Origin of the sequence: Streptomyces sp. NPDC052036, assembly GCF_040680495.1 — a bacterium.
Classification (GTDB): Bacteria; Actinomycetota; Actinomycetes; order Streptomycetales; family Streptomycetaceae; genus Streptomyces.
Genome location: NZ_JBFAWW010000013.1, coordinates 106,604 through 119,836, shown reverse-complemented (window position 1 = coordinate 119,836; position 13,233 = coordinate 106,604). Strand labels below are relative to the sequence as shown.

Below are 13,233 nucleotides of genomic sequence, written 5' to 3'. Positions count from 1 at the left end.
AGGGCGCTCCGAAACCTTGGTATTGTTGTCCCTGTCGCCGCGGGGAACACCCCCGGCCAGGCGGCAGACACCTGGTCCGGGTGGCGGAATGGCAGACGCGCTAGCTTGAGGTGCTAGTGCCCTTTATCGGGCGTGGGGGTTCAAGTCCCCCCTCGGACACTCGCTCTAGCGATACGCGGATGAGGGCCTCGACCTAACGGTCGCGGCCCTGCCTGCATGTTCGTAGCTGATCGTGATCCCGAGCGCCTCGTAGAGCGGGCCCTTTTTCTCCGCGTCGACGGCGTGCACACGTTGCGCGATGTCCCCGAGTCTCTCGGTGATCTCCCCGATCTGGTCGGCGGTGAGCGGGGTTTCCTTCTTTCGAGCGGCGGCGGGTGGCGCGTCGAGCCTTCTGCGCGCTGTCTCTTTGTCCGCCTGCGCCTCGTTGATCCATTGAGTGACGACGGCGGGGTCGGCGCCGGCTTCGAGGGCGGCCTGGTAGCGGGTAGACGCCGCTCGCACTCCTTGACCGTCTTCCGAGCCTGGGCCTGTTCCGGCGTGAGCGTCCGCTGCGGCTCCCCGATGACGACCGCGTCGAAGCCGCGGCTGGGGTTGCGGAGGGCTTGGAGGAGTGCGTTGGCGCGGGGGCGGCGTTGCCAGGGCAGGGAGCGGCTGTGGGCGATGTCGAAGTACTCGGTGACGATCTGGCCCCCGGCGGGTTCGATCAGGGCTCGGGCGCGGGTGAACTGCCAGTTTCTGGAGGCCTCGGGGTCTTGCAGGTCCTCGGTGGAGCAGCGTCCGGCGAAGGCGGAGCGGATCACGTGCGGTGAGACCCCCAGTGCGTGCGCGAGGCGTGGAGCGCGGTGCGGGTGTTATGTGGCGCTCAGCCGTACCTCGTATGGGCGAGAAGAGCCGGCAGTAGCCCGTCCCTCCTGACTGTCTCCGGGCTCGGGGTGCGGTCGGCCGGGATCGGCCATCAGGACGTGAAGGAGGTGCAGTAGGGCGGCAGCGACGGACTCGGTCGCGTCGGGCGGCTCATCGGGGAGGACGACATCGATCCTTTTGGGGCTGTCCGGGCTCGAGTGCGGCTCGAACGTGGGGTGGGGCATGCGCTGTTTGGCGCCGGAGCGAGAGAAATCGTTTGGTGGTGACACATCCTCATAGGGATGTCGCGCGGCAGATTTGTCGCGCTCCGTCGGCCGGGGACCTGGTGGGGGCAGGCTCGGGGGCCGAAACCGCGTCAAGGGCAAGGCGCGGGTGGAGGGCCGGGTAGGACGACGTGACGCAGGATGGGCACGTGGTGGAGTTCCGCTTCAATGTGTAGCGCCTGATTCCTTGATCGGCCGAAGTGGCAGGTCAAGATAGGAAACCCCAGGTCAGGGGCCAGATCTTCGGGTCTGGCCCCTTCCTGTTTTCTCCGGCTGGATCAGCCTGTTTCCTGGCCGTGTGCTGACTTGGTGCTGACTCTCGGGGCGGGTCTGTGCGTGCTTTGAGCTGGGGTTTCCGGGGTGTCGTGTGAGGCCGTACAGAACGAGGGGCGCACCTGGGGAGGGGCACGGGAAACCGGTACGCATGGGGAAGGGGCGCCGGGCAGGATGGGGGAGTGGCTGACCTGCTGTGGGATGACGTCAGAGGGTTCTTCGACCCTGATCTGATGGGCGCGCTGCCGGACGTGCTCGTTCCTGGGGCCTCGGTCGAGGACTGGCAGGCTGTCCTCGACCTTGTTGACGTGAGCGGATGGAAGTACCAGTACTCCGAAGGAGAGTCGGTACTTCCGGTGCCTCGGGCGGAGACAGCGCTGTCCCGCCCGGCCGACGCTGAGTGCCCGCAGTTGAGGGTCTGGCCGGCTGCCGATGTGCTGGTGATCTTCCGTTTCTGTTCGTCGGACGAGATCGACTTTGATGTCGACCTGCGGGAAGTCCAGGGGCAGGAGCGACTCGACTTGCTCTGCGGGTTCCTCACGGCCATCGGACGGGGGTTGGGGAAGCCGGTGCTGATGGATGCCGAGGGCGGCGACGGCAGCCATCCCGTACTCGGGTTCGACGTCGAGAGCGATCGGGTCGTGCTGTTGGCGGAGCCGTTTGTTCCCTGACTGTTGCCGCGGGCATGCATCGCTGACCCTGTGGTGCCGTTCCCGCAACGGATGAGGAAACATGTTGGCTGGCTGTCGGCGAGTTGCGACAATGCGTCTGTTTCCCAGGCGGAGGACATTTGTTCGTTTTCGTGTGTGCGGGATGCGGCGCCGAGTTGACCACCCCGCTGTCCCAGGTCTCACTGCCAGTCCACGCTCGTCAGAAGTACGGGAACGGGGCCCAGCTTCCGGTGCTCATGGAGTCCGGGACGTTTGCCGTGGACCCGGACCCCTGGGGAGGGCCGTGGCGGTTGTGGGACGAGATCGATCCGGGCGAGGCGGAGGCACGAGGCGTCTACGCGCCGGTCTACGCCCTGTCCGACAGCACGCCCGGGGCGAGTGTCATCGCGCCCGGTGATATCCGTGGAACCCGGCTGATCCCTGAGAAACGCGGCGGTGCCTGCTGCGGTCTCGACGGAGCCGACGGGCCCAACATGGCCTGTGAGACATGCGACCTCCCCGTGGCGACCAGGGTCGACGACTGCTCGCTCTGGCAGGCAGTGCGGCTCAGCCCGGACGCCGTGCACCGCATCCCCGTTGACGGCATCCACGCTGCGCCCCTCTCCTGGTCGGAGCTGGCAGAGAAGGGGGACAAGACGCCCCCGTTCGAGCCGATTGCCACGTGGGGAGGACGGCTGGGGTCGAACCACTACTGGTCGTGGAGCCCGCAGTGGGAGGCGGCAGCAGGCCAGGCGCTCGCCCACCTGCTGGTTGGCTCCCAAGGGCAGCCGGTGAAGGCTCCGGGCGGTCTGACCGCGGACGTGTTCCAACGCGCGCTCGACGCCCTGCTGCCCGCAGGCCCCCCGAAGCGGCGCGCCGTCCTGGCTGGACCGGGACAGCCCTCCCCGGACGCGGCCGTCGACATCCTCCTCGTACCGGTCCATCCCCAGACAGGTCAGACCTGGACCCCCGCCGGCCCCACTGCGTCGGCATACCCGGTGCCCCTGCCGCTGGGGGTGTGGCTGTGGCTGGTCTCTCCCCAAGCCCTACTTGCCGGTGCCTGCGTCAGGTCGCATACCCCAAGACGTACTCCGCGACGACCCTCTCCCGCTGCTCCCCAACTATCTGTTCCGGGCCGACCGGGAAACGTTCCTGCACACCTTGGTCCGGCTGCCAGCCGTGCGCAGCCCGTGGCTGCGCACGATCGTCGAGAACCTCACGCAGCGCACCTCGGCCCACCTCTTCTAGCCGTCTGGCAATCGAACAGCGCCAGACGCTCGTGCCTCCCAAGGTGGTCGACATCTGCTGTCCAATCTCCGGACCTCACTCGTCAGAAGCGCGGCCCGACAGCGGGATGCGAGACCAAGGCACAGGCAGCGATCTGCAGTTGCGCTTCCCACGCCGCCTCGTCGAGCCCCAATGTGTACTCGATGCAGCACGCGCATGGCGGGAGTAGCGCCAGGAATGCTTGCTCCTCAGTGGTCTCGACCTCCATCTCCGACCACTCGTCCGATGCCAACTCGGCGAGATCCACCTCCCCGGCGGTGAACCGAGTGGCCAGCCTGCGCAGCGCGTACCGACGGGCCAGGTGGCGATCGGGCAGATTGATCCCCAATTCTTCAAGAGCCTGCTCGAACGTGTCGCGGATGTCCCGGGGGTCCGCGTGACGCGGCAGGCCGGCGAGCTCGCACAGGGTCGGCGTGTCCATTCCCGCTGCGAGTGCCTGGGCAGCGGTCATCGGTAGGTCTTCCAGACACACCTGATCCGACTGATACAGCCACGCTGCCTCCACCAGGGGCGGACAAGTGCTGTGGACAGGGCTGTCAGGTTCGAATGTCTCGTCTATCGCTGCCATGGTTCATACGATGCCAGCGCGGCTCGCGAGACAGCCTTGCAATTTGGACTGCCTCGGCAAACCGCCCTGTGGTCCGCCCCAGCACATGCTGTTACCCCGGTGACACTCCGCGACCGCTCCCCAAGGTCTGGGGCCCAGGTCAGCTTGATCATGCGCGGATCGTAGAGGCGATGGCGGCGGGCAGGGAGAGGTTGTAGGGGGTGGGGTATGACCCCTTGGGCCTGGCGTCACCACCGCCTCGTCTTAGCAGCGCGGATTCCGCCACGGTTCCAGACCCGCTCTGACCCTCAGCCGATGACTTGCTAGGGGGCTGTATCCGCAGGCCAGAGCAGTGTCGGGGCTGCATCGTCGGCGGCTCGAGTGCATAGGAATGGAGAGTTTGCCTTTCTCACGACGCTAGGTCGATGAGTCCTGCCGGAGGCGTTCATGGATGCGGAGTCGTCCCGCGGCAGCTTCAAGGGCGGTTGAATGCTCAGGTGGCGAACTGGGCGCAGATGTACGACTGTCACGGGGATGTTGATCGCGTCCCCGAGCTCCTGGCGCGGGTCGAGCGCGAGGACGACGCAGCGGTATGGGACGAGCTGGGTTACCGGCTGGTCCTCGAGCACGACCTGGTGTTCCCTGCGAGTTTCGCCGCACTGCCGCGTCTGGTGCATCTCGCGTCGCGGAGCGCGCGGGCGCGCGGGCTAGCCGGGACGATCGTGCGGTGCGCCGCAGGGGGCCACGGGTGCGACGACGTGCTGGCGGGCTGTGCCGACGCGATCGCGTCGTTCCGCGAGCTGCTGGATCGGCACCTGCGGTCGCGGCCAGACGACTACTTCGCGGCCTTCCTCGACTTGCTCGCGGCCGAAGAGCAGTACCACTGGAGTGCGGCCCTGGGTGACTTCTCGGATGACTTCTATCAGGTCGCCTGCCCTCACTGCGCTGTCGAGGTGACGATCGCTATCGGCGGTTACGGGCGCTACTCAGCGATCCGGGACTGGCACCTGGGCGACGTGGATCGCCGGGCACTGCGGCCGACGTCTCCCGAAGGCCTCTCCGGCATCGGTCGATGGATGCATGAGACTGCCGTCCGTGATGGCGAAACCGTGCTCGCCGACGGTATCGCCCATCTCTTCGGCCATGCAGAATGCCCGCGCTGTGCCAGCGTCTTCAACATTGCGGATGAGTACGCGTCTTCCAATCGTCCCGTCATGTGAGTGGCGTGTCGGGAGCGTGCGGCTCTGCCTCAGGAGCAGAGCCGCCGCCGGACCGAGGCGACAGCGACCGTGTCGTGGAACTGAGACCCGTCTGTTGCCGCGGGCAGCAACCGCACGGGGTGAGCCTTCCCCTTGATCGTGGACACCTGGAGACTGGGACTTGAGGTTCCAGAGGAAGTAGCACCAGGTGGGAAGCAAGTACACGAGGCGGTACACCGAGGAGTTCAAGCGGGACGCGATCGCGCTCGTCGACTCCTCGGGCAAGACGGTCACGGCGGTCGCCCGGGACCTCGGCATCAGCCCCGAGTCCCTGCGCGGCTGGTACCGCCGGGCCAAGGCAGATCGAGGCGAGGGCGCCCCGGGCGAACTCACCACGGCCGAACGCGAGGAGCTCAAGCGGTTGCGTCGGCAGAACGCCGAGCAGGCCAAGACGATCGAGGTGCTGCGAAAAGCCGCGGTCTTCTTCGTGAAGGAGAGCGATCGGTGAACGACACGTACGCGTTCATCGAGGCGGAGAAGACCACCCACGGCGTCGCTTTCCTGTGTCGGCTGTTCAAGGTGGCCCGCTCCTCCTTCTACGCCTGGCTCGCCGCGGCCAGGACCCGCTCGGCCCGCAAGGCTGCCGACGAGGCCCTGGCCCATGAGATCACCGTCACCCACGTCGCCTCCCGTCACACTTACGGGGTTCCACGCATCCATGCCGAACTACGACGCCTGGGGCAACGCGTGAACCGCAAGCGGGTCGCCCGCCTGATGCGCGAGCACGGCATCCAGGGAGCCCACCGCCGCAGGCGGCGGTCGCTGACCCGGCCGGACAAGAAGGCAAAGCCGGCCCCCGATCTGATCGGCCGGGACTTCCACGCCGAGACCCCCGGCACGAAGCTGGTCGGCGACATCACCGCCCTGCCCACAGTCGAGGGCTGGCTCTACCTCGCCTGCTGGCTGGACCTGGCCACCCGCGAGATCGTCGGCTACTCGATGGCCGACCGCCACCGCGCCGACCTCGTCGTCGACGCGCTGGAGATGGCCGCCGGACGTGGCCGTCTCCAGCCCGGCTGCATAGTGCATTCGGACCGCGGCAGCGAATACACCAGCAGCCGCTTCCGCCACCACATACGCGAGTTGGGCCTCCGGCAAAGCTGCGGACGCACCGGATCTTGCCTCGACAATGCCGCTGCGGAGAGTTTCTGGGCCCTGCTCAAGGAAGAGAGCGGCACCCGCGTCTGGCCCGACCGGGCCACCGTCCGCGCCGAGGTCTTCGACTTCATCGAGACGTTCTACAACCGCCGCCGACTGCGCAAGCACAGAGACTTCGGCTACTTCACCCCCGTCGAGACCCGACAGCGGCACCAGCACGACCTCGCGGCATAAAGATCGAGTGTCCAAGATCACGGGGAAGCTTCAGACGACGGCAGACGGGACGACCACGGCGCCAGACGGTTTGCGAAAAGGCTTCCGCTGATGAGGGCTCTGGCCCTATCGTCTGAGCCCGTGATCAGAAACGGCGTTCCACTGCCCCCGACGGTTTACCCGCTCGCCAAGGGACGCGTGTGGGCCATGCTGGCCGGCTCTCTGGTCTTCGTCGCTCTGGGCATCGTTTTCCTGGTCGCCCACAGCACTGTGAAGATGACTGCGGCGGGGGCGCTGGCCGTGCCCTTCTTCGGGTTCTGCTCGGTGATCATCATCCAGCGCCTGCTCCACGGCCGACCGGAGCTGGTGCTGGACGACGCGGGAGTGGACCACATGAAGCTGGGCCGATTCGCCTGGGACGAGATAGCCCTCGTGCGGATACGCGAGCAGCGGGTACGTAACACCTCGCAGCGGTTCATTGAGCTCGTGTTGCACGACCCGGACGCCTATCTGGCTCGAGCACCCAAGCTCGTCCGCAGCACCGCATCCATGAACGCACGACTCGGCTTTGGTCCGGCCAACATGGCCACAAACACCTTGCCGGTGCCGCCTGAGGCCGTCCTGGACGCGATGCGGCGCCACCGCCCCGGACTCGCAGTACAGCACTGAGCGCGCCCATTGGCCGACCGGCTACTGCAGTCCTGCGACTTTGTATCGGCCTCGGACAGGCGTGCGAGCGAACGCATCTGGGTCTCCAAGCCGGAAGGGAACACGAGGGGTGGAGACGGATTGAGCTTCAAGACGCTTCGTTCCTGGAACGGCGAGCAGAGTCGGGCATTCGAAGAGCTGTCGTATCAGCTGCTCAAGAACCGCGTGCCATCAGGTACTCAGGCCATCCGGGCGGCAACCCTGACGGCGGCGTGGAGTAGTACGCCACCCTGCCGGACGGCACGGAGTGGGGTTGGCAGGCCAAGCACGTTGACGGCATCGATCCACTGCTGACCGCCATGACGGATTCGGTGAAGCGTGTAGCCAAGGAACGACCAGAACTCCGCAAGCTGACGTTCGAGATCTCCTGGAACCTTGCCACCGGCACCCGCGTCGGGGAGCGCACGTCTCAGCGACAGAAGTACGAGACAAAGGTCGCAACCTGGAGGAAGACGATCTCGGGTGCCGACAGAATCAGTTCGAGCTGGTGCAGGAGAGCGACTTGCTGGACGAGCTGTCCAAGCCGGAGCACCGCGGTCGACGCTGGTTCTGGTGGAATCACGTCGTGCTCGGGCGCGACTGGCTGGAGCAGCGCTACAAAGAGCAGGCCGACGCCGCCGGCGAGAAGTACCGGCCCGATCTGCAGGTCGACATTCCCGTTCAGGAGGACCTGATCGCGCTGGGCTTTGACCAGGCGGTCCTCATTCATTTCAATCGTCTGCGCCGTGACGCAGCACCGCTGTAAACGATCTACAGGCCCTGGTCATGGATGAGGAGGACTCTGGTTCCTTCGCCTACCAGGCCATCCACGACGCGGCAACAGCCCTGACGTGGAACCGGGCAACCGACGATCGCCGTCAGCCAAGCGTGACGGCGCGCCTCCCTCCACCTCTCGGCGGAGGTGATCGCCCAGGTCACCGGCCTCTCGCCCCTTGCAGCAGTCGCCGGTGAGGGCCCGCCGCGTCGGCCTCTCGCGGTCCTGGGCCTACTCCGGTCGGTTGGCGCGAAGCACGGCTGCGACCACGTCGTCCAGTCCGTGCTCGGTCACCCCGGGCGGCAGCAGCTGCTGGGGCGTGCCCCACGATGGAAACCATCCAGTTGGTTATCACGCGCTCGGTGACCTCGACACAAAGAAGATCACGATGGAACTCCGCACGCTCGGCAGCCAGGGCCTCGCCGTCTCCGCCCAGGGACTCGGCCTCATGGGGATGAGCGCCTTCTACGGCAGCACCGATGAGGCCGAATCGCTGGCCACCATCGACCGCGCCCTGGAACTGGGCGTGACCCTGTTCGACACTGCCGAGATCTACGGCCCCTTCATCAACGAGCAGCTCCTCGGCAAGGCGCTCACCGGCCGCCGCGATCAGGCCGTGATCGCCACCAAGACCGGAATCGAGATCGGCGACGACGGTGCGGTGACCGGCCTCAAAGGGCGCCCCGAGTACATCCGCCGCGCTCTGGACCGCTCCCTGTGCCACCTGAACACCGACTACGTCGATCTCTACTACCTGCACAGGGTCGACCCGCAGGTGCCGATCGAGGACACCGTCGGCGCCATGGGCGAGCTGGTGGGCGCCGGCAAGGTCCGCCACATCGGCCTGTCCGAGGTCGCGCCGCAGACCATCCGCCGCGCCCACCGCATCCACCCGCTGACCGCGGTCCAGACCGAGTACTCGCTCTTCGAGCGCGGCATCGAGCAGGACGGGGTCATGGGCACCCTGAACGAGCTCGGGATCGGCCTGGTCGCCTACTCGCCGCTGGGGCGCGGCTTCCTCTCCGGCGCGATCACCGGCCCGGACGACTTCGCCGCCGACGACTACCGCCGCACCGACCCCCGCTTCCAGGGCGAGAACTTCAACCGCAACCTGGCCGTGGTCGACGAGGTCCGCCGGATGGCCGCCGCCAAGAAGGTCACGCCGTCCCAGCTGGCCCTCGCCTGGGTCCTCCACCAGGGCGCGGTCGCCATCCCCGGCACCAAGCGCCGCCGCTACCTGGAAGAGAACAGCGTCGCTGCCGCCGTAACCATCACCGCGGACGAACTGGCCGCCATCGACGCGGTCGCCCCGCACGGGATCGTCTCCGGCGACCGCTACACCCCCGAACAGATGCAGCTTCTCAACGGCTGAGTACCGGGCACGCCAGCAGGCGGCATGCCGCGGCACGGCCTCCCGGAGGCCGAGCTGCAGCAATCCAACCAGTCCTGGACGCTTCCGTTGGCGGCGTCCTCAGTCTCCAGAAAGAGATGAGTACAGTGATCGATCATGTTTTCCTGACGGTGAGCGACATGGACCGCTCGGTCGACTTCTACAACCAGACGTTGAAGCCACTGGGCATGAGCCACGTGATCGACTTCGACGGCTCGACCGGTCCGGAGGGGCACCCCGACCTAGGGGTTCGGTACCGACACGGCTTTTGTGTTCTGGCTGCGCGACGGGGTCAGTGAGGGAGGTGCCGCGCACGTCGGCTTCACCGCGCCGTCGAAGGAGGCGGTCGACGCGGCGTATGCGGCGGCCATGGCGGCGGGCGCGACCGGCAACGGCGCACCCGCGGACCGTCCCTACTACGCTCCTGGGTACTACGCGGCCAGCGTCTTCGATCCTGATGGGTACAGCCTTGAGTTCACGTACAAGGCGTGGCAGCACTCGAAGGGCTGACCTGGGTCTTTCGCAAGGCCACGTTGACGGGCGGTGGTCCGGTTTGCTCCGATTCAAGGCGGCAGCCCCGGCACCGACACGAGAAGGCAGGCGACTCGCCCGTGATGGCCTCGGCGCCCATAGACGGCGCCTGAACGCCGTTTCAGTTCAGAAACAGATACCCATCGACACCGCTTGGTCCATGAGCGGCCGCCCCCGCTCGGAGCCGGCCGTCGACGTCGGCCGCTGGCTCGGCGTCGGCCCGGCCGTACTCGCCGCCCGGCCGTGACCAGGGGTTCGGGGTCGAAGCGACCACTCCGTACCTACTGCGCGAAAGCCCGGAGCGAGTCCTGAATTGCGCCCTCCAGCCATGCTGAGGAGGTCGCCGAGCCAGGGATGGCCAGGGCGCACGAGTCGCAGAGGACCGAAAGGAGAAGGCAGCCATGGCACCGCAATCGCAGGCAGCGACCGGATCTGAACAGGACTGGACCGTCGAGCAGAAGGCCCAGCGGGTGCGGGAGCCTGAGGGTCTGGAGAACTCCGCTTCAGGACAGTCCGTCTGCGGGACGAAGGACGGTCCCGAACTCGGTCAGGGCGAACGCGGCGGCGCCCTGTGCCTGTCCTCGGATAGCCAACCGCTCACCGCGGCGGTGGGAAACGATCTACATGTTCGCGGAAAACGATCAACGAGTCGCGGGAGTAGTGCCTGACCATGCCTGCGCGACGGCCGGTAGCCGTGGCGCAGGCATGTGGGGCTTTCAGGGGTGGAGCGCGGCGGGGGTGTGTCACTCACGTGGCGGAGGCTTGGCCGGCCCGGTCGGAAGCGGTTGCGACCGGGCTGGCTCGGTGGGCCGGCCGGTTTGGGGTGCGGTACGCGGCGTGCTGTTTTTGCGCGGCTGGATGGAGGTTGCCGTTTCCGCCCTCGTTCTGACTGCGCAGTCCGGAAAAAACGCCCAGGTCAGCACCAGTGAAGGACTTTTGGAGCGCTAGGGGCAGCAGTTCTTCCTGCCGGAGTCGGCCCGGGACAACGAACAGGTCAACACCCGCCGGTTGGAGCTGCTCCTCGCCGATCCGGCGCACCGATGCCTTCATTCCCCGCAGAGTGACTCCCGCCAGGCGATGCCTCGGCGTCGATGGGATCCTGCGCGACGGGCTTCGTGCGTGCCGGGCCGAACGGGGTGCGCAGCCACACCGTGTGGGCGGCGAGGCAGCCCAGCGCGAGGGAGACCAGATGGCCGACGTCGGCGAGTTCCTGGTCGTACAGCAAGGCGGCCGTCAGCGCCGTGGCGAGCAGAGGCAGGCCGTAGCGGCGTAGCCGGCCGGCGGCGAGGGCGAGTAGGCAGGCGGCGGTCGTCACCAGACCGTAGCTGATGCCCACGTCACGGGTCCGGGTGGGCACGCCTGGCAGATGGACGACGTGCATCAGCCACAGGGCGCCCTCGGTGAGCAGGGTCGCGGTGAGGTGGCCGAAGACGAACACTCCGCACGCGCGCAGCGTGCCCCAGCGCCATTCGGCGCATCCCAGGACCCCGGCCACTGCGGCGATACCGACCAGGGCCGGGACACCGTCGACCACCAGGCCGCTGGTGAACAGGGTCCACCACTTGCCGACATCCAGGTGGTGGACGTTGCTGCTGTTGTGGCGCACGAAACGGGCGCGCTCTGCGACCGGTTGTCCCTTCAGCCACCACGCAGTGAGCAGCAGGGCCGTGACGTACACGGCGGTGCCCGGCAACCGCCGCCTCAACGTCTCCACAGCCCTCATTTTCATCCGTTTCATGCAGATTCGATACGTTCTCGCCGCCCGTGCTCGGGCGCTCACGGGCGATGTGCCCGGCCTTCCCGGGAAGAGACCATCTGCCGCCTTGCCCGGTTCCGATGGCGGCCAACATGAGAGGAGTTCTCACGAAGCGATGCTGTACTGCCCCCGCAATGACCAGTGGTCCGACATACACGGGAGGGATTTCACCTGGTGGAACGCTGGGTGGAGGGACCTGCGCGGGTGTCGGGCGGTAGCGGCGTCGGTCGCGCGATGATCAGTCGGCGTTGGGCGTTGGCCGCGATGGCGGCCGCCGCGTCCGCGGTCCTCGTAGGCTGCGGCGGCAAGCACGCGCGCAAAGCCCAGCTGCAAGGCCGCCGAGAGGTGGTTGACCGTGGTGGCCGGTGAGGTGAGCAGGGCAGAACAGCCGAGCTCGTGGAGGACGGCCGCGCGCTCCTCGGCCGGCGGCGGTTCACGGAGCGCACGCTCCAGGCAGCGATGAGCGGCGTCCCGGAGCGCCTTGGCGAAGATTCTCCCGCGCGGCTGCGCGCAGCTGCTGGACGGTCTCCGGGTCGTTGCTCGGATGGGCCTCCAGCAGGTGCCGGGCGGCGACAGTGATGTTCAAGCCCGCGTCGACCACCGCGCCGGCGGCCTGCCCGTGCATCGCGGTGCGCATGGCCGAAGGGATGGCCCGATACACGGCAGTGGCGATGAGAGGGTGGACGAACTCGAGCGTCCTGGTGCCGGTCAGGATACGAGCGACTCGCAATCTGTCCGTGGCGTCCTGAGCCTCGGCCGGTGGGAGCCCGGCCACCGAAGCCGCCAGTTCGGGGGAGATCTCGGTCCCGAGTACGGCCGCCGACCAGGCAAGCCGCACGGCCGGGTTGCCGAGCCGCTCCAGTCGTTTGACCAGTCCGGTGCCGCGGGACGACGCACCAAGGTCGCGCAGCAGATGGGCCGACTCCTCGGAGGGAGTGAGACCGCGGTCCTGGACCTTGGCGACGAGTTCGACAGTTTCGTAGGGGTTGCCACCGGTGACGGCCCAGCACTCGCGGCAGAAGGGATCGTCCGCTTCCGGCCCGAGTGCGCCGCGGGCCAACTTGGCGACCGACTCAGGGTTGAGAGCGCGCAAGGTGATCGGGTGGGACCCGCGGCCGACGATCAGTTCACGGAACGCCACGGCATCGGCAGGCAGTTCGTCCGGGCGATACCCCAGGACGATCAGGAGGGGAAGTTCCTGCACCCGCACGGCGAACGCGGCCAGCCAGGCGAGGGTCTCCAGATCACCCCAGTGCGCATCGTCAACGACCATGACGATCGGCGCTTTGGTCACGGCGAGTTGTGTGAGAACCCAGTCCAGACCGTCCCGGACGCCCTGTGGATCCGGCACGGCGGTACCGGCCTGCTGGGCCAAGAGGCCGACGGCCGGCCCGGCGATCTCGTACCAACCACCGAAGATCTCGCGACGTTCGGCCTCGGTACAGACTGCCAGGACGGGCTGCAACAACTGCCGCACGACGTGGAAGGGAACCGTGTGCTCCTGCTCGCTGCCGCGCGCGGACAAGACCGTGCACCCGCGGGCAGCGGCGATGGCCCTGATCTCGGTCAGCAAGGTCGTCTTGCCCAGTCCCGCGGCGCCGCTCAACAGCAGCAGCCCGCCACGTCGACCGCCGCGGTCC

The 13,233-nt window shown here is 67.5% G+C and carries 12 protein-coding genes, 1 tRNA gene and 1 pseudogene; 10 read left to right on the top strand and 4 right to left on the bottom strand.

The window, feature by feature from the left end:
• Nucleotides 1-74 precede the first annotated feature (74 nt).
• Nucleotides 75-159: transfer RNA gene (locus AB0L95_RS19850), tRNA-Leu, on the top strand.
• Nucleotides 160-165: 6 nt separating this feature from the next.
• Here the strand turns inward: AB0L95_RS19850 and AB0L95_RS19845 are convergent.
• Nucleotides 166-501, bottom strand: a complete 336-nt coding sequence (locus tag AB0L95_RS19845) for a hypothetical protein (protein ID WP_365162982.1) — start codon at nucleotides 499-501, stop codon at nucleotides 166-168.
• A 1,081-nt stretch (nucleotides 502-1,582) separates the two neighbouring features.
• Between AB0L95_RS19845 and AB0L95_RS19840 the strand changes: the two genes are divergently transcribed.
• Both AB0L95_RS19840 and AB0L95_RS19835 read left to right on the top strand, forming a co-directional pair.
• Entirely contained in the window at nucleotides 1,583-2,071 is a 489-nt protein-coding gene (locus tag AB0L95_RS19840; RefSeq protein WP_365162981.1) for a hypothetical protein, read from the top strand.
• 119 nt (nucleotides 2,072-2,190) lie between these two features.
• Nucleotides 2,191-3,298, top strand: a pseudogene (locus tag AB0L95_RS19835) (hypothetical protein).
• 82 nt (nucleotides 3,299-3,380) lie between these two features.
• On the opposite strand, the gene AB0L95_RS19830 reads toward AB0L95_RS19835, so the two are convergent.
• Nucleotides 3,381-3,905: a hypothetical protein gene (locus AB0L95_RS19830; RefSeq protein WP_365162979.1), complete on the bottom strand. Its 525-nt coding sequence runs from the start codon at nucleotides 3,903-3,905 to the stop codon at nucleotides 3,381-3,383.
• Nucleotides 3,906-4,381: 476 nt separating this feature from the next.
• Between AB0L95_RS19830 and AB0L95_RS19825 the strand changes: the two genes are divergently transcribed.
• The 7 genes from AB0L95_RS19825 (at nucleotide 4,382) to AB0L95_RS19795 (ending at nucleotide 9,816) form a co-directional block, all read left to right on the top strand.
• Nucleotides 4,382-5,104, top strand: a complete 723-nt coding sequence (locus AB0L95_RS19825) for a hypothetical protein (protein ID WP_365162977.1) — start codon at nucleotides 4,382-4,384, stop codon at nucleotides 5,102-5,104.
• A gap of 187 nt (nucleotides 5,105-5,291) precedes the next feature.
• Nucleotides 5,292-5,591 (top strand): transposase, encoded by a 300-nt coding sequence (locus tag AB0L95_RS19820; protein WP_365162976.1) that lies wholly within the window; start codon nucleotides 5,292-5,294, stop codon nucleotides 5,589-5,591.
• Entirely contained in the window at nucleotides 5,588-6,475 is an 888-nt protein-coding gene (locus AB0L95_RS19815) for an IS3 family transposase (RefSeq protein ID WP_365162974.1), read from the top strand. Before AB0L95_RS19820 ends, AB0L95_RS19815 begins: the two co-directional genes overlap by 4 nt.
• A 186-nt stretch (nucleotides 6,476-6,661) precedes the next feature.
• Entirely contained in the window at nucleotides 6,662-7,123 is a 462-nt protein-coding gene (locus AB0L95_RS19810; RefSeq protein ID WP_365162972.1) for an STM3941 family protein, read from the top strand.
• A gap of 541 nt (nucleotides 7,124-7,664) precedes the next feature.
• Nucleotides 7,665-7,907, top strand: a complete 243-nt coding sequence (locus AB0L95_RS19805) for a hypothetical protein (RefSeq protein WP_365162970.1) — start codon at nucleotides 7,665-7,667, stop codon at nucleotides 7,905-7,907.
• A 397-nt stretch (nucleotides 7,908-8,304) separates the two neighbouring features.
• Entirely contained in the window at nucleotides 8,305-9,288 is a 984-nt protein-coding gene (locus tag AB0L95_RS19800) for an aldo/keto reductase (RefSeq protein WP_365162968.1), read from the top strand.
• 288 nt (nucleotides 9,289-9,576) lie between these two features.
• Nucleotides 9,577-9,816, top strand: a complete 240-nt coding sequence (locus AB0L95_RS19795) for a VOC family protein (RefSeq protein WP_365162966.1) — start codon at nucleotides 9,577-9,579, stop codon at nucleotides 9,814-9,816.
• 1,015 nt (nucleotides 9,817-10,831) lie between these two features.
• On the opposite strand, the gene AB0L95_RS19790 is transcribed toward AB0L95_RS19795, so the two are convergent.
• Both AB0L95_RS19790 and AB0L95_RS19785 read right to left on the bottom strand, forming a co-directional pair.
• Nucleotides 10,832-11,551, bottom strand: coding sequence for a rhomboid-like protein (locus AB0L95_RS19790; protein WP_365162964.1), 720 nt, complete (start codon nucleotides 11,549-11,551; stop codon nucleotides 10,832-10,834).
• A 475-nt stretch (nucleotides 11,552-12,026) separates the two neighbouring features.
• A complete protein-coding gene (locus tag AB0L95_RS19785; protein ID WP_365162962.1) occupies nucleotides 12,027-13,199 on the bottom strand; it encodes an AAA family ATPase in 1,173 nt (390 codons plus the stop codon).
• Nucleotides 13,200-13,233 lie beyond the last annotated feature (34 nt).

What these genes read in the sequence shown, in the direction of transcription:
- AB0L95_RS19830 (WP_365162979.1), bottom strand. Translation starts at nt 3,905, where the DNA reads ATGGCAGCGATAGACGAGACATTCGAACCTGACAGCCCTGTCCACAGC.
- AB0L95_RS19800 (WP_365162968.1), top strand. Translation starts at nt 8,305, where the DNA reads ATGGAACTCCGCACGCTCGGCAGCCAGGGCCTCGCCGTCTCCGCCCAG.
- AB0L95_RS19810 (WP_365162972.1), top strand. Translation starts at nt 6,662, where the DNA reads ATGCTGGCCGGCTCTCTGGTCTTCGTCGCTCTGGGCATCGTTTTCCTG.